The organism is Solwaraspora sp. WMMA2059 (genome assembly GCF_027497315.1).
Taxonomy (GTDB): Bacteria; Actinomycetota; Actinomycetes; order Mycobacteriales; family Micromonosporaceae; genus Micromonospora_E.
The window spans coordinates 4,442,866-4,462,291 of sequence record NZ_CP114908.1 but is presented as its reverse complement, the minus strand read 5'-3'; the positions used below and the strand labels follow the sequence as shown (position 1 = coordinate 4,462,291).

The window sequence follows — 19,426 nt, the reverse complement described above, 5'->3', positions numbered from 1 at the left end:
CGGGTTGACCGGGGCTCTACGGCGGATCAGCGGCTGGCCGATCCGAGCTCTGCCTCGGCCGTGGTCTGTGCCTGGCCCGTGGCGTTGGGCGCGCCCTGGCCCTTGCCGATCAGTTCCTTGAGGCTGCCGTTGATGTAGTTGCCCCACCCTTCCTGGCAGGCGTTGTAGCACTCGAACTCCGGCACCAGCCCGTGGTGGGTGAAGAGGACCTTGGTCTTGCCGCCCTCCTCCGAGATGTCGAAGGTCATCGTGGTGTCGACCCACTCGGAGCTGTCCTTGACGAACGAGAAGTAGTTGTCCACCACGTGCCAGGCGACCTTCTCGCCGGGAACCGACTCGGTCACCCGGATCGTGCAGCGGTGCAGGTCCTCGAAGTGGTACCGGAACTCGTCGCCGGCCTTCTCGGCGCTGCCCTCGATCTCGGCCGACCACCATCCCTGCGGATTGGTGATGGCTTCGTACGCCTCCTTCGGGGACTGGTCCACGGTGAACTCGGTGGTGTAACTCGGCCCAGTCATGATTTCCTCGCATTCGTGGTATGCGGAAAAGGGGTTGGCGACGTCCCGCGACCGTGCGTCGCGGAAGTCGGCAATGCTCCGCATCGGGCGGAGCTGTCGGAACGTCGGCATCCTTTCTGGATGGCCGGCTTGTGTCGCGCACCCACTGACCTAGGCTAATGCGTCTACTTGTGTCACGCAAGTCACGTGTGGGGCGTGTCGGCGTGCCGTCAAGCAAGGTTCACATGCTGGCAATACACACTTTCCGCCAGTCGTGACCATCGATGTCTTTGGTTCGCCTCCAGCGCGGTGACCGTTGGTCACGGCGCGGGCACGGTCCACCGGTAGCGGTGAACCGTGCCCGCAAAGGCCGGTCAGGCGACGCAGCTCGAGAGCGGCTCGGTGGGCGCGGGTACGCCCTCAGGTCCGAAGAAGAGGTTGGCGCAGTCGATCAGGAACTCCGGAGTTTCCTCCTGAATCCAGTGACCGGCCCCGGGGGCCACGACGCCTCGGACATCATCGGCGACCTGCTCGAACGAGGCCGCCACACCGAGCCCGAAGACGAACTCGGCACCCATCGCAAGCACCGGCTGGGTCAGCCGCTTGGACTCGGCGTGGGCCTTGGTGTCCTCCGCGTTCTCCGGCCAGGCCCGGTAGTAGTTGTAGCCGGCGCTGCGCCGGGCCGGGTGCAGGTAGGCGCGGATGTGGCTGTCCCGGTCAATCGCGTCGGGGACCGCCGCGAACTCGAAGACGTAGTTCAGGTAGGTGGAGACGTCGCTGTTGTCCACGATCTTCTCCGGCACCGGCGACGGCGCCATGTTGAGCTTGAAGTGGAAGCTGAGCGGATACGCGTCCTCCAAGCCGAAGCCCAGTAGCGGCGAGTCGAGCACCGCCAGGCGGGTCACCTCCTGTGGGTAGTCCCGGGCCCAGGCGTAGCCGACCAGAACGCCCATGTCGTGCCCCATGACCTTCACCTCGCGGTACCCGAGCCGGTTCACCGCCTGATGCAGACGGGCGGCCGTGGTCTTCTGGTCGTAGCCGTCCCGCGGGATCGCGGAGTAGCCGAGGCCGGGCAGGTCGAACGCGATCACCGTGTGCGTCTTGGCCAGCTCGGGCATCACCAGATGCCAACCCCACCAGGTCTCGGGCCAGCCGTGCAGCAGCACGAGCGCCGGCCCGGAACCGCCCTTGACGTAGTGCACCTTGCCGCCGTCGGTGCGGACCAGACCATGCCGGAAGGTCCGGTCGAAGACCGCGCGACCGACGACCGGCTCCCGCTGGGCGTGTCCACCTCGCGCTGCGGTGGCGTCGGAGCCGCCGTTCGAGCCGTGAGCCACCGCTGCCCCGACACTACCGACGATCACCGCCAGGGCGGTGATCCCTCCGACGATCATCCGTTTCAGTGTCAACCGCGATCCCCTGACCCGAGCATCGACCAACCGTGGCGACATGGCTCTACCTCTCCCTCTTGTCGACCGCATATGGCGGGTTGCGTCCAAGCTATGACGATTGGCGAAGAATGTATACTTCTCGATTGCTGTCTCTCCGCGATCGTCTCCAGTCCTCTCCAAGTGCAGCCCGAGGCGTGACGCAGCAGCGCCGGTGCGATGCTGGTCCCCGCCGAGGGGCGGTCACCTGACTACTGGTCACCCACATCGGACGGTGGGTTCGGGTCGCTGCCCGGAACCGGGACGCGCGCTCGACTCTGCCAATTCTTCATGTTCCTCGGCCACTTCCGTATTGCCCTGTTGGCTACTGCCGCCGTCGTCGCCGGCCTAATCGCGATCCTGACGGACGGAAATTCAATCAACCGCAGCGAGTAGTGGCAAAAAGAAGCGGTCACTGGGAGAGGGCAATTTCAAGGAAGCAGGCGGGTGTCGCCGGATCATAGCCTGGCGACCGATGCGCGGACGTGGCCAGGGGAATTGGTGTCGTCCGCTCTCACTGTCTCGATTCAGAGAGGACAGGATTGCCATGACCAACGAAGAGCGGAAGTTCGAACGGCGTACGTTACTTGCCGGTGCCGCAGGGGCCGGAGGCGTCGCCCTGGCCGGTGCCGCACTGCCCGGCACGGCACTCGCGCACGGGAGTGGAGCGTCGGGTGCGCTGGTAGCGCCCGTCACTCCGGCTGACCCCCAATACCCCGACCTTGTGATGGGGCTGAACAACCGGTGGACCGCGACACCCAACTCGGTGTACGTGGTGGATTCCCCGAACCAGGTTGCCCCGATCGTCCGACGCGCGGTGCGTCGCGGAACCAAATTGACCGTCCGGGGCGGCGGTCACGGTTTCGAAGACTTCGTCTACAACAGTGAAGTCGAAACGATCATCGACATGACGAACATGAATAGGATCTACTACGACGCGAGAATGAAGGCTGTTGCGGTGGAGGCCGGCGCCATTCTGCTCGACGTCTATGAGAAGCTCTACCAGACCTGGGGCGTCACGCTGCCTGGCGGTGTCTGCTACTCCGTCGGAATGGGCGGCCACGTCGCCGGCGGCGGCTGGGGCTGGCTTGTCCGCCGCAACGGACTGATCGTCGACCACCTGTACGCCGTCGAGGTGGTCACGGTCAACGCCGCCGGCAGGGTCAACACGATCATCGCCACGCGGGAAAAGCGGGACCCGCACCGCCACCTGTGGTGGGCCCACACCGGTGGCGGCGGTGGGAACTTCGGTGTCGTCACCCGGTACTTCTTCCGCTCGCCTGGAGCGCACGGCCGGTCCCCGGCGCAGCTTCTGCCGAAACCGCCGTCCAAAGTACTGTCCAGCTTCGCCCTATGGAGCTGGAGCACCATGACCGAAGCCGACTACATCCGCCTGCTCCAGAACTACGCCAGCTGGCACGTCGCGAACATCTCCCCGGACAGCCCCACCCGCGAGGTGACGAGCCTGATCCAGTCGTTCCACCGGTCCAACGGCGAAATACACATGTACGCCTTCGTCGACTCCGCCGTGCCGAACGCGCAACAGATGCTGGACAGCTACCTGGCCCATCTGCAGAACGGTGTGACACCGGCCGTGTTCGCTTCGCAGAGCACCATGCCATGGCTGCAGTTCTGCAAGCTCACCGGTACCACCAACACGTTGAACAACGACCCGACGCTACGCGGCGAGTACAAGTCCGCGTTCATGAAGGACACCTTCACCACTGCGCAGGCCTCCGCGATCTACCGGGCGATGACCCGGTCGGACATCAACAATCCGAATCTGAACATCGTCATCAGCCCGTACGGCGGCAGGACTGCGGCCGTGCCCGACGCCGCGACGGCGATTCCCCACCGGGAGGCCGCCTACAAGCTGCTCTGGCAGGCGCAGTGGGCCAATCCGGCGGACGACGCGGCGAACATCGCGTGGGCCCGGGAGACCTACCGTGACACTTTCGCGGACACCGGCGGCGTGCCCGTACCGAACGACCAGACCGACGGTTGCTACGTCAACTATCCGGACGCCGACCTGAGCGATCCGGCCTGGAACGGGTCGGCCTTCGCCTGGTACGACCTCTACTACAAGGAGAACTACCGCCGGCTGCAGGCGGTGAAGAAGGCCTACGACCCGCGGAACTTCTTCAACCACCGGCAGTCGGTCGAGCTCCCGTCCTGATCGGACGGGTGTCAGAAGCATGTCCATACGAAAGGGAGTACGGAATGCACACGATCACCGGTAAGACGGTCCTGGTGACCGGCGCCAACCGCGGCATCGGCCGGGCGCTGCTCGAGGAGGCGCTCAACCGGGGCGCGAAGCGGGTGTACGCCGGGACGCGTCAGCCGTTCGACCACCCGGACGGGCGGGTCACCGCAGTGACGCTGGACGTGACCGACGCGGGGCAGATCGCACAGGCCGCGAAGACCGTCGGCGAACTCGACGTGCTGGTGAACAACGCCGGCGAGGTCACGTTCGACGACCTGAGCGATCGCGCGGTGCTCGAGAAGATGTTCGCGGTGAACTTCTTCGGCGTGTACGACACCATTCAGGCGTTCCTCCCGGCGCTGATCCGGTCCCAGGGTGCGATCATCAACAACATTTCGGTGAACGCGTTCGCGCCGTTCCCATTGGTCTCGTCGTACTCGGCGGCCAAGGCAGCGGCGTTCAACCTGTCGCAGTCGCTTCGTGGTCTGCTGGCGGGTAAGGGCGTCGGCGTGCACGCCGTCATGACCGGGCTCGTCGACACCGACATGACCAAGGGCTTCGACGTGATGGCCAAGGCGGCGCCCGAGCACGTGGCCAAGAACGTCTACGACGGGCTGGAAAAGGGCGAGGAGGAGATCTTCCCCGATGCCATGGCCGAGCCGCTGGCCGACAGCTGGCGTTCGGGCGGGGGGAAGAACTTGGAGCGCCAGTACGCACAGATGGCGGCGCAGATCGCCGCAGCTCAGTCCGCCTGAGCGACAGACCATGACGGGCGGTGCCGCCCGAGGCAGGTAAGTAATGGGCAGTGGACGTCGTCGAAATGGCGTCCACTGCCCATCTGTGTTCAGCCCACGAATGTTCTGTCGGACTGGAACTCGGCCGGCGGCTCAGTATGCAGTTCGTTCCTGAGCAACGTGAGAGATGTGGACCGTAGGGGCCTCATGCCAGAGTTTGTGACGACGGGACGTCCCCCCGACATCCTGCCGCAGTAGCTGCGCCAGGCACCAATTTCTGCCTTCGTCTGGAGGAGTAAAGATGACGGTAATCGAGTCCGCGCCACAGCCCGAACTCGTACAGCGGGCCAGGGACCTGATCCCGCTGATCCAGAAGCACGCCGCGTGGCAGGAGGAGAACCGCGCCCTGCACGCGGAGGTGCTCGACGCGCTGAAGGACGCCGGGCTGCTGCGGTTGCGGTTCCCGGCGCGCTACGGCGGCACCGTGCCGGACGCGCGTACGGTGGTGGACGTGGTCGCAGAGCTGGGCCACGGCGACGGCTCCACCGGTTGGACCATCAGCACCATGACGATCGGTGCCTGGCTGGCCGGCCTGCTGCCCGACGAGGCGCAGGACGAGATCTTCGCGAACCCGGAGGACCGGTTCTGCGGCTCGGTCGGCCCGAACGGGGTCGCCGTGAAGACCGAGGGTGGCTACATCCTGAACGGTCGTTGGCACTTCAACACCGGTGCCCCGCAGGCGCAGTGGGACACCCACTCCATCATGATCGACCTCGGTGACGGCAACATGGTGCCGGGTATGGCGGTCGTTCCGGTCTCGGACCTGACGATCGTCGACGACTGGCACACGGTCGGCCTGCGCGGCACCGGCAGTGTCACGACCATCGCCCAGGACCTGTTCGTGCCCGAGAACCGGGTGCTGAACATGGTGCCGGTCATGATGCACAACCAGCATGCGTCGAAGATCAACGCCGACTATCAGGCGTGGCGGGTGCCGTTCCTGCAGTTTGCGGTCGCCGTGGCAGCCGCACCGGCGCTCGGCATGGCGCGGGCCGCCTGGGACGCTTTCATGGAGCGGCTGCCAAGCCGGCGGATCACCTACACGAACTACGAGAAGCAGATCGAGGCGACGCTGACCCACCTGCAGGTCGCCGAGGCGCGAGTCAAGATCGACGAAGCCGAGTTCCACCTGCACCGGGCAGTCCGCCGGCTCGATGAGAAGGCCCTCAGCGGCGAGCCGTGGACCCTGGAGGACCGCGCTGCGGCACGGATGGACGCCGGTGCCGTCTGTGCCCGGGCGAAGGAGGCCGTGGACATCCTGAACAACGCCAGTGGCGGTTCGTCGGTGTATTCCGAGGTGCCGATCCAGCGGATCGAGCGGGACGTCCAGACGATCAACCTGCACGGCATCATGCACCCGAACACGAACCTGGAAACCTACGGCCGTGTCCTGTGCGGCCTGGAGCCCAACACGATGTTCCTGTAGAAGTTGCCTCGTACGCGTGGCCGGACCCACGGGTCCGGCCACGCGTCCATTTGGGCGCGCGGCCAGCGGACCACACCGTTTACCCGCACCCTTGGCACGGTGCCGCACCGGCAGATCTGGCCGCACCAGCAGCACGGTCGAGGTTGCGGCGGGTCAGCGTCGCTGTCTGCGCTGCTCGCGCAGCGCGATGAACCGGGAGTCGACGCGCGCCGTCACGTCGCTGGACGACGGAGAGGTGCCGCAACCCGCGCATCCGACCTGCAGACTGACGTGGCCGCCACAGCCTTCGTGTTCGAAGGCGACCGGCCGCCCCTCCGGATTGGCCCACCGGTCACCCCACTCGGTGAGTGCGAGGATGACCGGTTGCAGTTGGCGACCCTTTTCGGTGAGCACGTATTCGACGTGGGCGCCACCGGCACCCGGCCGTGTCTCGAAGACGCCCGCCTCGACGAACTCGCTCAACCGTTTGGCCAGGATGTTCGTGGCCACACCCAGGTCCCGCTGGAAGTCCGTGAACCGGGTCATCCCGAAGAACATCGCGTTGCGGATGATGAGCAGGCTCCAGCGCTCGCCGACGACCTCGAGTGTCCGCGCGGCAGAGCAGACCTCGTTGGCGTACAGGCGTCCCAGCACAAGCCAAAGTCTGGCATGTTGGCTTGCGTGGTGCAAGCAGATGTGCTGAACTGGCCAGGTGGCCGCCCCGCTGACCGGAGTTGTGCCGTCAGGTCGTGCGGGTCAGCAGGAACATCGGCAACTGCCGCCCGGTCCTGGCCGCGAACTCGTCCGGGCCGGTGGCCTCGCCGAACAGTTCCGACCACAATCGGCTGCGGGTGCCATCGTCGAGTGGCTCGACGGTCACCGAGAAGGTCTCCTCGCCCAGTTCGACGGTCGTGCTCGCCATGGCGGCCAGGTTCGCGCACCAGGCCGGGCGGACCGGAGAGTCGCCGTTGGATCCGACGACGGCGTAGCGGCGCTGGTCATCGAACGGAAAGCAGATCAGCGGCGTGACCCGGCCGATCCCGGTCCGGATGCCGACGTGGTGCACCAGGATGACGAGGGAGTCGGCCAGGATTCCGCCGACTCGGCCTGCGTTCGCGCGGAACTCCTCGATAACTCTTCGATTGAAATCGATGGCCTCGTCCCTGGGCATCAGTGGCATGGGTTCACTCCAACTCGTGGGTCGAGGTGCCGTGCTGCCGGCATCCGCAACTGCTCCGGAACTCCACGGTACCGATCCGGTGCGGCGGCAAGGGCACCGCGAGCATCTCCGGACCGACGACCGGTCCCACAGTTCTCCGATTTTGCCCGATGTAGAGCAGGATCCCCGGGGATCGTCCGGTGCGCCGTACGCTGGCGAGGAGAGGCGTGAATCTCGCCGGGCGGCGAGGACCGATAGACCGCCCGCCGCGGTGTCGTGTTCGTATCCGGGGCACCTGCGTCCACCGCAACATCCCAACCAGGAGGAAGACATGAGCGAGAGCTACACGACGTCCTTCAGCGTGCACCAGAACCCCGAGGACGTCTTCCACGCCATCAACGACGTACGCGGGTGGTGGGACGGGGAGATCGAGGGAACGGCGGACAGTCTCGGCGCCGAGTTCACCTACCGACACGGCGCGCTGCACTACTCGAAGCAGAAGGTCACCGAGTTCGTGCCCGGAAAGAAGGTCGTCTGGCTCGTCACCGAGGCCGACATCACCTTCGTGGCGGACAGGACAGAGTGGAAGGACACGCGGGTCGTCTTCGACATCGCAGAGAAGGACGGCAAAACGGAGGTCACGTTCACCCACGAGGGGCTCGTGCCGCAGTTCGAGTGCTACGGCGGCTGCAGTGATGCCTGGGGATACTACGTCAAGGACAGTCTTCCCAGGTTCATCGCCAAGAGCCGGTCCGAGGTCGGTAGCTGATCCTACCGGTCACCACCGGACACCATCCGACTTCCATCCGGCGGGTGGGCCGCTGAGCAGCGGCCCACCCGCCGGTTCCGTGTCGCGTCTTAGCAGATCAACTCGGTATCGGTGCGGTTGTCCACAGCCGTGGTTCTGTCCACAGAACCACCGGCCGGTGGCTGGCGGCAGGGGTGCCGTCAATCGAGGCTGTGCGTCGAGTCGACTCGATCAGATCAACCCGACGAGCCCCTGCGGAGATGCGATGTTCGATACGTACGTAACGGTTGTCGGTAACGTGCTGACCACGCCGGAGTGGCGGCGTACCACCCAGACCAACACGCTGGTCGCCAATTTCAAAGTGGCCTCGACGGCGCGCCGGCTCGACCGGGAGAGCAACCGCTGGGTCGACGGCAACAGCCTCCGGGTCCGGGTGAACTGCTGGCGCAAACTGGCCGAAGGGGTCTGCTCCTCGGTCATGCTCGGCGACCCGGTCGTCGTGGTCGGCCGGCTCTACACCCGCGACTGGGTCGACGGCGACGGCAACAACCGCCTGCAGTACGAGATGGAGGCGGTGGCGGTCGGGCACGACCTGGCCCGGGGACGGGGCCGGTTCACCCGCAACCGGCCGACGTTGGCGACCAGCGAAGTTGACGGGGACGACCCGGAGCGGCGGGTGCAGGGCGAGGCCACCGCCGAGGTGCCGGCCGCCGAGGTGCCGGCGACCCGCAACGAGCTGTTCGACGGTGATGACGACCCGATGTTCCTGGAATCGTCGGTGCCGTCGCCGGTCGAAGGGGAACCGAACCGTCCGGGTGGTCGGCCGATCACGCTGGCGGTGGACGTGCTCGCCGCCGAGGCAGCCGCCTCGGCCCAGGCCGGCGCAGCCGCCGTTTCGACCGAGGACGCCGGAGCCGGCACCACGACGACCGGCGACGACGCCGGTCACCGTGACGAGCTATTGGACATGCTGGTGGACACATCGTCGTCGCAGTCGCTCGGCGGCGACGGGGTTCCCGACGATCCGACCGGCGATCCGCTGCCGGCCGAGGATCGGCCGGCTTCGTCCGGCCGGGCCCGGCGGTCGCGCAGCCGGACGGCGGTGCCGGTCTGACCCTGGCCCGGTTCATGCCGACGAGCGCGGTGGTGCGGGCCGACCCGCCCGTACCACCGCTTCGACGGTCAGCCGCCCGGTGACAGGTGACCGTCGGCCGACCCGTCACCTGTCACCGGCCCCACGTAGGCTGCCGGAGTGGCTACCAGCGCTGGCAGGGTCAACACGTCGGCCGCCGCCGCCACGGCCGGCGGCCTGGTCGCCGGCTATGCCCTGGACACCCTTTTCGGCGACCCCCGCCGCTGGCATCCGGTCGCCGGGTACGGCCGGTTGGCCGGTGCCGCCGAGCGCCGGCTGTACCGGCCGACCCGTCGGGCCGGCGTCGCCTACGCAGCCGTGGCCGTCGGGGGGCCGGTGATCGCCGCCGTGGCTGCGTCGGTGCTGACCCGGCGGCATCCGATCGCCCGGGTGGCAATCGTCGCCGGCACCACCTGGGCGGTGCTCGGCGGCCGTACGCTGCGGACCGAGGCGGACGTTATGGCGCGGGCGCTGCGCCGAGCAGACGTACCAGCGGCCCGACGCCGGCTCAACCATCTCTGCGGCCGGGATCCGGCCGCGCTCGACGCGCCGGAGCTGGCCCGGGCGACCGTCGAGTCGGTCGCCGAGAACACCTCGGACGCCGTGGTCGCGCCGCTGTTCTGGGGTGCCGTCGCCGGTCTGCCCGGCCTGGTCGGCTACCGGGCGGCGAACACGTTGGACGCGATGATCGGGCACCGGTCGTCGCGCTACGAACGGTTCGGCACGGCTGCGGCGCGACTCGACGACCTGCTCAACTTCGTGCCGTCGCGGCTCACCGGGCTGGCCGCCGTGTGGTGGTCGCCGACGGTCAAGGGCGACCGGGCACGGGCCTGGCGGGTGTGGCGGCGCGACCGCGCCGACCATCCGAGCCCCAACGCCGGTCAGTGCGAGGCGGCGTTCGCCGGGGCGCTCGGGATCCGGCTCGGTGGACGCAACATCTACTTCGGGCGTTCCGAGGTGCGTCCGTATCTCGGTGACGGTCCGCGTCCCTCGCCTCGGCAGATCCGCCGGGCAGCCACCCTGTCCCGGCGGGTCGGCGACACCGCTGCCGTCGCGTCCGGGTTCGCGGCGCCGGCCGTGCAGTTGGCCGCCGCACAGCTGACCGTACAGATGGTCAGGGCCGCCCTACGGACAATTCGCCGCCGGTAGCGGCAGTACCAGGAGTGGAAGGGAGTCCGGGGTGCCGGGGAATGCTGGCCCCGCCGGTGGTGGTGGCCTACTGGTCGCCGGGACCACCTCCGACGCGGGCAAGAGCCTGCTTACCGCCGGGATCTGTCGATGGCTCAACCGGCGCGGAGTGCGGGTCGCGCCGTTCAAGGCACAGAACATGTCCAACAACTCGGCGGTGGTTGTCGGGTCCGACGGCCGGGGCGGTGAGATCGGTCGGGCCCAGGCGGTGCAGGCAGCCGCCTGCGGGCTGGAGCCGCAGGTGCGGTTCAACCCGGTCCTGCTCAAACCGGGCAGTGACCGGTCCAGCCAGGTCGTGCTGCTGGGGGAGGCGGTCGACACCGTCACCGCGACCAACTACCGCGCGATGCGCTCCCGCCTCGCCGACACCGTGCACGCCACCCTCGCCGAGCTGCGTGGCGAGTATGACGTGGTGATCTGTGAAGGGGCCGGCAGCCCAACCGAGATCAACCTGCGGGCGGGCGACTTCGTCAACCTCGGGCTGGCCCGGCACGCCGGGCTGCCGGCGATCGTCGTCGGTGACATCGACCGGGGCGGCGTCTTCGCCGCCATGTTCGGCACCGTCGCCCTGCTCAGTGCAGAGGACCAGGCACACATCGCCGGGTTCGTGATCAACAAGTTCCGTGGTGATCAGGAGCTGCTGCGACCCGGGGTCGACATGCTGCACCAGGTGACCGGCCGACCCACCTACGGGGTGCTGCCCTGGCAGCCCGATCTCTGGCTGGACGGCGAGGACTCACTGGCGTACGGCGGGACGATCGGACGGCCCGCGGCGCCGCGCGGCCGCGACATCCTGCGGGTCGCGGCGGTGCGACTGCCCCGGATCTCCAACGCCACCGATCTCGAAGCGCTCGCCACCGAGCCCGGCGTGCAGGTCCGGCTCACCGTCGACCCGACCGAGGTCGCCGCCGCCGACCTCGTCGTCCTGCCCGGCACCAGGTCGACCGTGGACGACCTGGCCTGGTTGCGGGGGACCGGGCTGGCTGCGGCGGTGACCGCGCACGCCAGCGCCGGCCGCCCGCTGCTCGGCATCTGCGGCGGTTTCCAGATGCTCGGCCGGGTGATCCACGACGAGGTGGAGAGCCGCCGGGGCAGCGTACCGGGGCTCGGCCTGCTGCCCGTCGAGATCACCTTCGCCGAGCGTAAGACCGTCACCCGCAGCGCGGGGCGGGCCTACAGTGACGTGCCGGTGCGCGGCTACGAAATTCACCATGGGTACGTCTCCCGGTCCGACGGGTCGACCTCGCCGCTGTTCACCGGCACCAGCACCGAGGTGGGCACCGGCACCGGAGCCGGCCCTGGCACGTCGGGCGGCACCGAGGGCACGCGGCTCGGCTCGGTGTACGGCACACACTGGCACGGTGCCTTCGAGTCCGACGAGTTTCGTCGCCGCTACCTCACCGACGTGGCCCGCCGGGCCGGCCGGCACGGCTTCACCGTCGCACCGGACACCAGCTTCGCTGCGCTGCGCCAACGCGGACTGGATCTGCTCGGCGACCTGGTCGAGGAGCACCTGGACACCGCCGCGCTGTGGCGGCTGATCGAGTCCGGGCCGCCGGCCGGACTACCGTTCATCCCACCTGGAGCTCCCCGGTGACGCGGGGGGTCTCGACCTTCGAAAGTCTCGCCCGGCGGGTGTACGCCGCCCCGGCCCGCCTCGGCCAGGTCCGGCTCGTCGTCGTCGACGGCCCGAGCGCCGCCGGCAAGTCCACCTTCGCCGACTGCCTGGCCACCGCCTGCGCGACGATCAGGGCGACAGAGCCGGCGACAGAGCCGGCGACGGAGCCGGCCACGGAGCCGTCCAGCACCGCCGCCGGACCGGCCGTGGCGGTCGTGCACACCGACGACCTGCTGGACGGCTGGCGTGACCAGTTCACCTTCTGGCCCCGGCTCAGCGCCTGCGTGCTCGACCCGCTGCGGACCGGGCGGCCGGCCCGCTACCGACGATACGACTGGGCCGCCGGGCGGTTCGGCGCCGGTTGGACCGTGATCGAACCGCCCGCCGTACTCGTGATCGAAGGGGTGAGCGCGGCCCGCGCGGCGGTCCGGCCGGCCGCGACGCTGTCGGTCTACGTCACCGCACCCGAACCGGTGCGCCTGGCCCGGTCGCTCACCCGCGACGGGGCCGCGACACAGCCGACGCTCGACCGCTGGCGGCGGGCCGAGGAGCGGTTCTTCACCGCCGACGGTACGCTCGGTTCGGTCGACATGGTCGTTGACGGCGCTGCTGAGCTCCCGTCCGGCCAGCTGGCGTACGGGTGGATCCGGGACTGGCCGGACGTAGACGCCGGTGGCGCCGGTGGGGCACCATCGGCCCGGTAGGCCAGTCAGCCGATCCCGGGGGAGCGTCCGCCATGACCGCAGACGACGACGGCACCACGCCAACGGCCGCGGCGAGCGGCGGCACGCCGGACGCCGCCACCCCGGACCGGCGGCGGATCACGCTGACCGGGATCAGCTCCCGTGCCTGGGAGCACCCGGCCGACCGGGGCGCGCTGACCGCGCTCCGTGAGCTGCGTGGCTTCGACGACGTGGTACGGACGTTCTTCGGGATGTGGAACGAGCGGGCGTTCCGGCTCAGCTACCTGGCGTCGGCGATCCGGGTCGACCACCGCCAGTACCCCCGGGTGCACCGGTTGCTCGCCGAGGCGGGGACCGCGCTGGACGTGCCGGAGCTGCCGGAGCTGTTCGTGACCCAGTCCCCGGTGCTCGGCGCCCAGGCCATCGGCCTGGACAAACCGTTCATCGTGGTCAACACCGCCTGCGTACAGCAGCTCGACGACGCCGAGCTGCGGACGCTGCTCGGCCACGAGCTGGGGCACGTCCGCAGTGGTCACGCCGTCTACCAGACAATTCTCGCCATCCTGACCCGCTGGGCGGCGAACCTGAGCTGGCTGCCGGTCGGCGCGATCGCGCTGCGGGCGATCATCGCCGCGATGCTGGAGTGGTGGCGCAAGGCGGAGCTGTCCGGCGACCGTGCCGGGCTGCTCGCCGGTCAGGACCCGGCGGCGGCGCAGCGGCTGCTGATGAAGCTGGCCGGCGGCGGCGACCTCAGCCAGATCGACACCGCCGCGTTCCTGGAGCAGGCTGCCGAGTACGACGGCGGCGGTGACCTGCGGGACAGCCTGCACAAGTTCCGGATGACCGCCTGGAGCACCCACCCGGTGCCGGTGGCGCGGGCCGCGGCACTGCGGCAGTGGATCGACTCCGGTGGGTACGCGCAGGTGCTGGCCGGTGACTACCCACGCCGTGCCGACGACCCGGCCGCTTCGGTGACCGAGGAGATCAAGGCCGCCGCGCAGGCGTACCGCGAGGAGTTCGGCCGCAGCCAGGATCCGTTGGTCGGCCTGCTGCGTCGGCTGGGTTCCGGCGCGGCCGACGTCGGCGAGTGGGCCAGCGGTGCCGCTGGCCGCGCCCGGTCCTGGATGGGCGCGGCCAGCTCCACCGGCCGGCCCGGTGGCCGGCGGAGCTGACCCGGAGTCCGACGCGCGTCCGGCGCGGTCGACCTGGTGGCCGGCCCTGGTGGCCGGCGGAGTGACCTGCAGCCGGTCAGCGCAGCGCGGCCAGCCGCCGCTCGATCACGTCGGGATCGAACCGCGCCGGGTCCAGCGGTGCCTGCCCGTCGTCGAGACCGAGCCAGTCGCGTCGGTCCGCGTACTCCGGATGGGACGGGTCGGCCAGCACGTCGAGCAGGTGGGCGTAGCCCCAGACACCGCCGCAGTCCTCCGGCGGGGCGGCCCGCTCGCCACCCGTACACCGGGGGTAGACCGCCGTCGGGTCGCGGTCGGTGACCGCCACGACGGTGACCTTGTGGGTCCAGTCGTCGCCGAAGTCGTACCGGTAGGTGATCGTGTCGCCGACGGCCGGGGCGACCTGCTCCAGGGTGACCTTGCGCTCCGACTGGTGCCCGGTCCGGTCACCCGGCGGTGCGAAATCGCCGTACGGCGTCTCGAACAGGTGCAGATGGCTGTCGTCCCAGTCGAACGCCGACTGGATCACGTGGTGCAGGTCCTCCAACGGAGTGTCACCCACGACTTCCAGCTGTCGCCGGACGGGTGGCTCGCTGTCGGCCAGCACCACGTCGACCTGGTAGACCGGCGCCGGTCCCTGTGACTTCTTCCGTTTGGCCGGCAGTTTGCGCGCCGGTGCCGGCCGGACCGGCCCGGGACGGCGCTGCGCGGGGAAGGCACCGCCGTGCAGCAGGCCGGGGAGCAGGTCCGCCAGGTCGTCGGGACCGGCGTCGTGGTGCGGGGCCGGCGGCCGGTCCGACTCCGGCATGGTGGCCAGTCGGGCGTCCAGCAGGGTGGCCAGCACCGGGTACGGCGGCCCCTCGTCGTCGTCGGGTTCCGGTTCGTCGTCGAGTTCGTCGTCGGCCTCGTCGTGCACGCTGCGGGCGTCCAACGCCTGCTCGACGTGCCACCGCAGGTCGGCCGGGTCGAGTCGGGTCCGGGTGGTGCCCGGATCCCGGGTCAGTTCGTCCAGGGCCGCCGGCAGCTGGTCACCGTCCAGCAGCAGGATGTCCTGGGCGGCCGAGCAGTCAGCGTGGTCGACGATCACCATCATGGCGTGGGTACGGCCGGCCCGCCGGAAGGCGACGGTGAAGACCGAGTCGGTCCCGTCGGGGCTGTCGATCCGCCAGCAGTCGTCCACCGTCACCTCGGCGGCGACCTCGTCGGCCCACTTCGGCATCGGTACGCCGGTCCCGGCGAGGGTCGTCGCCGCAACTCTGGCCACCTCGGCGGCGGGCGGTGGGGACACTGCGGCGATCGCGGTCAGCAGCGCCACCGCCTCGGGACCGCCTCGGTCGGCGAGCTGCGGGATGAGCCCGTCGCGGAGTGGGCGAACGCCGTCGGGGTCGGGTTCGTCGCCGACCATCGCGACGAACATCGCCCCGGTGAGTTCGGCGGCGATCGGATCGTCGTCGTCGACCAGGGCGGCGGCGCCGCTCAGCAGGGTGCCGATGACGTCGCCGGTCTCCTCACTGCAGCCGGGGCAGTCGCACGGTTCGGGGTTGTCGGTGCCGTCCATCGCGCCAGTGTGCCCGTCCGCTTGCGGCGCCGCGAGGCGAGGTCCCGGCGTGTCGCCGGATGAGCAACGGACGGCCCCTACCATCGTCGGATGACGACTGCCATCCCCACCGCCGCCGACCTGCGGTCCGCCATCGCCCGGGAGATGCCCGGAGTTCGCGCCGACCTGGAGCGGCTGATCCGCATCCCCGGTATCGCCTTCGACGGGTTCGACCACAGCCAGGTGGAGCGGTCCGCTGCGGCGGTCGCCGAGCTGGCCCGGGGCTGCGGGCTGGACGTGCAGGTGGTCCGGGCCGGCGGGCAGCCGGCGGTGCTCGGCCGCCGGCCGGCGCCGCCCGGTGCCCCGACGGTGCTGCTGTATGCCCACCACGACGTGCAGCCGGTTGGTGATCCGGCGCTGTGGTCGAGTGACCCGTTCGAGCCGGTGGAGCGGGACGGCCGGCTGTACGGGCGGGGTGCCGCCGACGACAAGGCCGGAGTCATGGCGCACGTCGCCGCGCTGCGGGCGTTCGGTGACGCGTTGCCGGTCGGTGTGGTGCTCTTCGTCGAGGGGGAGGAGGAGTACGGCAGCGAGTCGCTGTCCCGACTGCTCGACGCCCACCGCGACGAGCTCGCCGCCGACGTGATCGTGATCGCCGACTCGGCGAACTGGGAGATCGGTGTACCGGCGTTGACCACGTCGCTGCGTGGTCTGGTCAACTGTTTCGTCGAGGTCCGTACCCTCGAACAGGCGGTGCACAGTGGCATGTTCGGCGGTCCGGTGCCGGACGCGCTGACCGCGCTCTGCCGGCTGCTGGCCACCCTGCACGACGAGGCCGGGGATGTGGCGGTACCGGGCCTGGTCGGCCGGACCGGCGCCGCCGTCGACCTGCCCGAGCAGCGGTTGCGGGCCGAGGCCGGCATGGTCGACGGGGTGCGGTTCACCGGCACCGGAGCGTTGACCGACCGGCTGTGGACCAAGCCGGCGCTGGCCGTGCTCGGCATCGACGCCCCGGCCACCGACGGCGCTCCGAACGCCCTGGTGCCGGCGGCGCGGGCCAAGCTGAGCCTGCGGTTGGCCCCGGGTGACGACCCGTCGGCGGCGTACGCGGCGCTGACCGCGCACCTGCGGGCACAGGCCCCGTGGGGGGCGCGGGTCGAGGTGAGCCTGGAAAGTGACGGCGACGCCTGCGTGATCGACGCGGCCGGTCCGTACTTCGACGCCGCCCGGGCGGCGTTCGCGGCGGCGTGGGACGGCGTGGCGCCGGTGGACGTCGGTGTCGGCGGTTCGATTCCGTTCATCGCCACGTTCCAGGAGATGTTTCCGGACGCGGCGATCCTGGTGACCGGGGTGGAGGACCCGTACACCGGCGCGCACGGGCCGAACGAGAGCCTGCACCTGGGCGAGTTCGCCCGGGTCTGCCTGGCCGAGGCGTTCCTGCTCGCGGCGGTGGCGGATCCGGCGATTCAGCTGCGCGGGCTTCCGGCGGTACGCTAGTCTTTCGAACATGAGTACGAACGAGGTGATTGCGCGGCTCGACGCCGCGGTCAGTGCTCTGCGGGGCGTCAGCGTCTCCGCCTGGTCCGAGGAGTCGCTGCGCGCTCAGCTCGGCGAGGTCTCGGTTGCCCTCTGCGCCATCGATTCCGCGTTGGCCCGGGTGGCCGACGAGGTGCGTGCCCACGGCCTGCGGGTGGAGGAGCCGGCGACGGCCGGCGTCTCGGGTCGGTCGTGACCTGGTCCGTCGGTCGGCTGCGGCTGGGTCGCGGCCGACCGACGGAGAGCATCACGGCGGGCCTACGGACGACACCTCGAAACGCTCGACCCGAGCGTCGCGGATCGCCGCCGTCTGCCCCGACGACGGCCCCGAGCCCCGGAAGCGGAGCAGTTCCGCCTCGGACTCCCACCGTTCGTAGACGTTGATCCGGTCCGGCTCGACCAGGTCGGCGCTGAGGCTGAAGTCGCGGCAGCCCTTCGCGGCGCGGGCCGCCTGCACCACCGGTTGGCATTCAGCCAGGTATGCCGGCCGGCCGGCGGGCTCTACGTACAGTGCACCGGCGATGATGATCAATGCCGCTCCTTTGCGTCGGTTTCCGGCCAGTTCGGTCTTTGGCAAGTTCGGTCTCAGTTCAGCGGGGTTCGGATTCAGTTCAGCGGGGTGTGACCGGTCGGCACGCGCTCGGCGGCCGGTGGCGGCCCCGGCGGGCTGCCGGTGCCGAACGGGCGCCCGCCGAGCCGCTCGCGTCCGTGCGGGGTCAGCCAGTTGGCCAGGTCCGGGCCGGCCGGTACCACCCCGGTCGGATTGATGTCCCGGTGGACCTCGTAGTAATGCCGTTTGATGTGATCGAAGTCGATGGTGTCCCCGAATCCCGGCGTCTGGAACAGATCCCGGGCGTACGCCCAGAGCACCGGCATCTCGGTCAGCTTCTGCCGGTTGCACTTGAAGTGTCCGTGGTAGACGGGGTCGAAGCGCACCAGCGTGGTGAACAGCCGTACGTCGGCTTCGGTGATGGTGTCGCCGACCAGGTAGCGCTGGTTCTCCAGTCGCGTGGAGAGCCAGTCGAGCCGGTCGAACAATCGTCGGTACGCCGCTTCGTAGGCGTGCTGGCTACCGGCGAACCCGCAGCGGTAGACCCCGTTGTTCACGTCGGCGAAGACCACCGAGTTGACCTCGTCGATCTCGGCGCGTAGCGGCTCCGGGTAGAGCTGCGGCGCGCCGCTGCGGTGGTACGCGGTCCACTCGGTGGACAGGTCGAGGGTCATCTGGGCGTAGTCGTTGGTCACCACCTGCCCGGTCGGCACGTCGACCAACGCCGGCACGGTGATGCCGCGCTCGTAGCCGGGAAATCGGGCGAAGTAGGCGTCCTGCAGCCGTTCGACACCGAGCACTGGATCCCGTCCGTCCGGGTCGAGGTCAAAGGTCCAGCTGCGCTTGTCGTGGGTCGGCCCGGCCACGCCCATCGACAGGGCCTGTTCCAGACCGAGCAGCCGGCGGACGATGATCGCCCGGTTTGCCCACGGACATGCCCTGCTGACCACCAGCCGATATCGATGCGATTCTACCGGATATCCATCGCGCCCGTCGCCGGTGATCCGGGTCGCGATGTACCGCTGATCGCGGGTGAACTCACCGCCGGGGTTGACGTAGCTGCCGTCTGCCGTCTTCGCCATGTCTGCACCGTACCCATCCGACGGGCACCGCACCTGGTCCGGACGCAGTCGGGTTGACAGCGGCAGCCTCCTGTGCGGTATCGGTCATGCCGGTGGCTTCGGTGGACGTCGGACGCGGGATTGGTAGTCTGCTCAGCCAGTTATCGCCCGGCGACGTGCACCATGGCTCATCGTCGTGCAACTCTCCGGTGGGCGTTGACCCACCTGAAATCACCCCGGAGGCAGGGCATGGCTTCACTCGACACGGCACTCAAGGACGCGATGAGCATCGAGGGTGCCATCGGTGCCGCGCTGGTCGACTATTCCAGCGGAATGACACTCGGCACCGCCGGTGGCTCGGCCGAGATGGATCTCGCGGTGGCTGCGGCAGGCAACACGGACGTGGTCCGAGCCAAGATGCGTACCCTGGAGATGCTGAAGATCGCTGACGGCATCGAGGACATTCTCATCACGCTGGACACCCAGTACCACCTGATCCGTCCGGTCTCCTCCCGGTCCGGTCAGGGCCTGTTCTTCTACCTGGCGCTGAGCCGGTCCCGGTCGAACCTGGCCCTCGCCCGGCACCAGCTGCGCCAGCTCGAAGCCTCGATCGAGCTCTGACCGGGCCGGTAGGAGTTTTCGTCTGCTCGCCGGGGCGGGCGGCCGGGTGCGCTCGGCGGCCCTTCCCGGCGAGTGCGCTGCCCGGGTGGAATGACGAC

At 69.4% G+C, this 19,426-nt stretch carries 19 protein-coding genes; 12 read left to right on the top strand and 7 right to left on the bottom strand.

The annotated features are described in order from the left end of the window. Positions 1-26: 26 nt before the first annotated feature. Positions 27-518 carry an SRPBCC domain-containing protein gene (locus O7553_RS20355; protein WP_281551284.1) on the bottom strand — a complete coding sequence of 164 codons (492 nt, stop codon included), beginning with the start codon at positions 516-518 and terminating at the stop codon, positions 27-29. A 353-nt stretch (positions 519-871) separates the two neighbouring features. After that, the gene (locus O7553_RS20350; RefSeq protein ID WP_281551283.1) at positions 872-1,891 is read right to left on the bottom strand and encodes an alpha/beta hydrolase; all 1,020 of its coding nucleotides are present in this window, start codon (positions 1,889-1,891) and stop codon (positions 872-874) included. Positions 1,892-2,399: 508 nt separating this feature from the next. Here O7553_RS20350 and O7553_RS20345 point away from each other — a divergent pair. The 3 genes from O7553_RS20345 to O7553_RS20335 all read left to right on the top strand — a co-directional run bounded on the left by O7553_RS20345 (position 2,400) and on the right by O7553_RS20335 (position 6,347). Further along, the gene (locus O7553_RS20345; RefSeq protein WP_348651179.1) at positions 2,400-4,100 is read left to right on the top strand and encodes an FAD-binding oxidoreductase; all 1,701 of its coding nucleotides are present in this window, start codon (positions 2,400-2,402) and stop codon (positions 4,098-4,100) included. 74 nt (positions 4,101-4,174) lie between these two features. Next, complete coding sequence (locus O7553_RS20340) at positions 4,175-4,882, top strand: SDR family NAD(P)-dependent oxidoreductase (protein ID WP_281551282.1); 708 nt, start codon at positions 4,175-4,177, stop codon at positions 4,880-4,882. A 280-nt stretch (positions 4,883-5,162) separates the two neighbouring features. Beyond that, the gene (locus O7553_RS20335; RefSeq protein WP_281551281.1) at positions 5,163-6,347 is read left to right on the top strand and encodes an acyl-CoA dehydrogenase family protein; all 1,185 of its coding nucleotides are present in this window, start codon (positions 5,163-5,165) and stop codon (positions 6,345-6,347) included. Positions 6,348-6,500: 153 nt separating this feature from the next. Here the strand turns inward: O7553_RS20335 and O7553_RS20330 are convergent, their stop codons facing one another. Next, the gene (locus O7553_RS20330) at positions 6,501-6,980 is read right to left on the bottom strand and encodes a helix-turn-helix domain-containing protein (RefSeq protein WP_281551280.1); all 480 of its coding nucleotides are present in this window, start codon (positions 6,978-6,980) and stop codon (positions 6,501-6,503) included. A gap of 88 nt (positions 6,981-7,068) precedes the next feature. Further along, the gene (locus O7553_RS20325; RefSeq protein ID WP_281551279.1) at positions 7,069-7,506 is read right to left on the bottom strand and encodes a nitroreductase/quinone reductase family protein; all 438 of its coding nucleotides are present in this window, start codon (positions 7,504-7,506) and stop codon (positions 7,069-7,071) included. 310 nt (positions 7,507-7,816) lie between these two features. Between O7553_RS20325 and O7553_RS20320 the strand changes: the two genes are divergently transcribed. The 6 genes from O7553_RS20320 (at position 7,817) to O7553_RS20295 (ending at position 14,026) form a co-directional block, all read left to right on the top strand. Further along, the gene (locus O7553_RS20320) at positions 7,817-8,254 is read left to right on the top strand and encodes an SRPBCC domain-containing protein (protein WP_281551278.1); all 438 of its coding nucleotides are present in this window, start codon (positions 7,817-7,819) and stop codon (positions 8,252-8,254) included. Between the two features lie 244 nt (positions 8,255-8,498). After that, complete coding sequence (locus O7553_RS20315; RefSeq protein ID WP_281551277.1) at positions 8,499-9,347, top strand: single-stranded DNA-binding protein; 849 nt, start codon at positions 8,499-8,501, stop codon at positions 9,345-9,347. A gap of 138 nt (positions 9,348-9,485) precedes the next feature. Then, entirely contained in the window at positions 9,486-10,514 is a 1,029-nt protein-coding gene (locus tag O7553_RS20310) for a cobalamin biosynthesis protein (protein WP_281551276.1), read from the top strand. A 31-nt stretch (positions 10,515-10,545) separates the two neighbouring features. Beyond that, positions 10,546-12,150 (top strand): cobyric acid synthase, encoded by a 1,605-nt coding sequence (locus tag O7553_RS20305; RefSeq protein ID WP_281551275.1) that lies wholly within the window; start codon positions 10,546-10,548, stop codon positions 12,148-12,150. Then, on the top strand, positions 12,147-12,875 hold the full coding sequence (locus O7553_RS20300) for a hypothetical protein (RefSeq protein ID WP_281551274.1): 729 nt from the start codon (positions 12,147-12,149) through the stop codon (positions 12,873-12,875). Before O7553_RS20305 ends, O7553_RS20300 begins: the two co-directional genes overlap by 4 nt. Before the next feature lie 32 nt (positions 12,876-12,907). After that, entirely contained in the window at positions 12,908-14,026 is a 1,119-nt protein-coding gene (locus O7553_RS20295) for a M48 family metallopeptidase (RefSeq protein WP_281551273.1), read from the top strand. 76 nt (positions 14,027-14,102) lie between these two features. On the opposite strand, the gene O7553_RS20290 is transcribed toward O7553_RS20295, so the two are convergent. After that, complete coding sequence (locus O7553_RS20290) at positions 14,103-15,581, bottom strand: plasmid pRiA4b ORF-3 family protein (RefSeq protein WP_281551272.1); 1,479 nt, start codon at positions 15,579-15,581, stop codon at positions 14,103-14,105. Positions 15,582-15,671: 90 nt separating this feature from the next. On the opposite strand from O7553_RS20290, the gene O7553_RS20285 reads away from it, so the two are divergent. Continuing rightward, on the top strand, positions 15,672-17,057 hold the full coding sequence (locus O7553_RS20285) for a dipeptidase (RefSeq protein WP_281551271.1): 1,386 nt from the start codon (positions 15,672-15,674) through the stop codon (positions 17,055-17,057). Positions 17,058-17,067: 10 nt separating this feature from the next. Then, positions 17,068-17,292, top strand: a complete 225-nt coding sequence (locus O7553_RS20280; protein WP_281551270.1) for a hypothetical protein — start codon at positions 17,068-17,070, stop codon at positions 17,290-17,292. A gap of 51 nt (positions 17,293-17,343) precedes the next feature. On the opposite strand, the gene O7553_RS20275 is transcribed toward O7553_RS20280, so the two are convergent. Both O7553_RS20275 and O7553_RS20270 read right to left on the bottom strand, forming a co-directional pair. Continuing rightward, positions 17,344-17,628: an antibiotic biosynthesis monooxygenase family protein gene (locus tag O7553_RS20275; protein WP_281551269.1), complete on the bottom strand. Its 285-nt coding sequence runs from the start codon at positions 17,626-17,628 to the stop codon at positions 17,344-17,346. A gap of 74 nt (positions 17,629-17,702) precedes the next feature. Continuing rightward, the gene (locus tag O7553_RS20270; protein ID WP_281551268.1) at positions 17,703-18,728 is read right to left on the bottom strand and encodes a glutathione S-transferase C-terminal domain-containing protein; all 1,026 of its coding nucleotides are present in this window, start codon (positions 18,726-18,728) and stop codon (positions 17,703-17,705) included. A gap of 228 nt (positions 18,729-18,956) precedes the next feature. On the opposite strand from O7553_RS20270, the gene O7553_RS20265 reads away from it, so the two are divergent. After that, positions 18,957-19,328 carry a hypothetical protein gene (locus O7553_RS20265; protein ID WP_281551267.1) on the top strand — a complete coding sequence of 124 codons (372 nt, stop codon included), beginning with the start codon at positions 18,957-18,959 and terminating at the stop codon, positions 19,326-19,328. Positions 19,329-19,426 lie beyond the last annotated feature (98 nt).

What these genes read in the sequence shown, in the direction of transcription:
- O7553_RS20355 (WP_281551284.1), bottom strand. Translation starts at nt 518, where the DNA reads ATGACTGGGCCGAGTTACACCACCGAGTTCACCGTGGACCAGTCCCCG.
- O7553_RS20350 (WP_281551283.1), bottom strand. Translation starts at nt 1,891, where the DNA reads ATGATCGTCGGAGGGATCACCGCCCTGGCGGTGATCGTCGGTAGTGTC.
- O7553_RS20345 (WP_348651179.1), top strand. Translation starts at nt 2,400, where the DNA reads ATGCGCGGACGTGGCCAGGGGAATTGGTGTCGTCCGCTCTCACTGTCT.
- O7553_RS20335 (WP_281551281.1), top strand. Translation starts at nt 5,163, where the DNA reads ATGACGGTAATCGAGTCCGCGCCACAGCCCGAACTCGTACAGCGGGCC.
- O7553_RS20325 (WP_281551279.1), bottom strand. Translation starts at nt 7,506, where the DNA reads ATGCCACTGATGCCCAGGGACGAGGCCATCGATTTCAATCGAAGAGTT.
- O7553_RS20320 (WP_281551278.1), top strand. Translation starts at nt 7,817, where the DNA reads ATGAGCGAGAGCTACACGACGTCCTTCAGCGTGCACCAGAACCCCGAG.
- O7553_RS20315 (WP_281551277.1), top strand. Translation starts at nt 8,499, where the DNA reads ATGTTCGATACGTACGTAACGGTTGTCGGTAACGTGCTGACCACGCCG.
- O7553_RS20295 (WP_281551273.1), top strand. Translation starts at nt 12,908, where the DNA reads ATGACCGCAGACGACGACGGCACCACGCCAACGGCCGCGGCGAGCGGC.
- O7553_RS20290 (WP_281551272.1), bottom strand. Translation starts at nt 15,581, where the DNA reads ATGGACGGCACCGACAACCCCGAACCGTGCGACTGCCCCGGCTGCAGT.
- O7553_RS20285 (WP_281551271.1), top strand. Translation starts at nt 15,672, where the DNA reads ATGACGACTGCCATCCCCACCGCCGCCGACCTGCGGTCCGCCATCGCC.
- O7553_RS20280 (WP_281551270.1), top strand. Translation starts at nt 17,068, where the DNA reads ATGAGTACGAACGAGGTGATTGCGCGGCTCGACGCCGCGGTCAGTGCT.
- O7553_RS20270 (WP_281551268.1), bottom strand. Translation starts at nt 18,728, where the DNA reads ATGGCGAAGACGGCAGACGGCAGCTACGTCAACCCCGGCGGTGAGTTC.
- O7553_RS20265 (WP_281551267.1), top strand. Translation starts at nt 18,957, where the DNA reads ATGGCTTCACTCGACACGGCACTCAAGGACGCGATGAGCATCGAGGGT.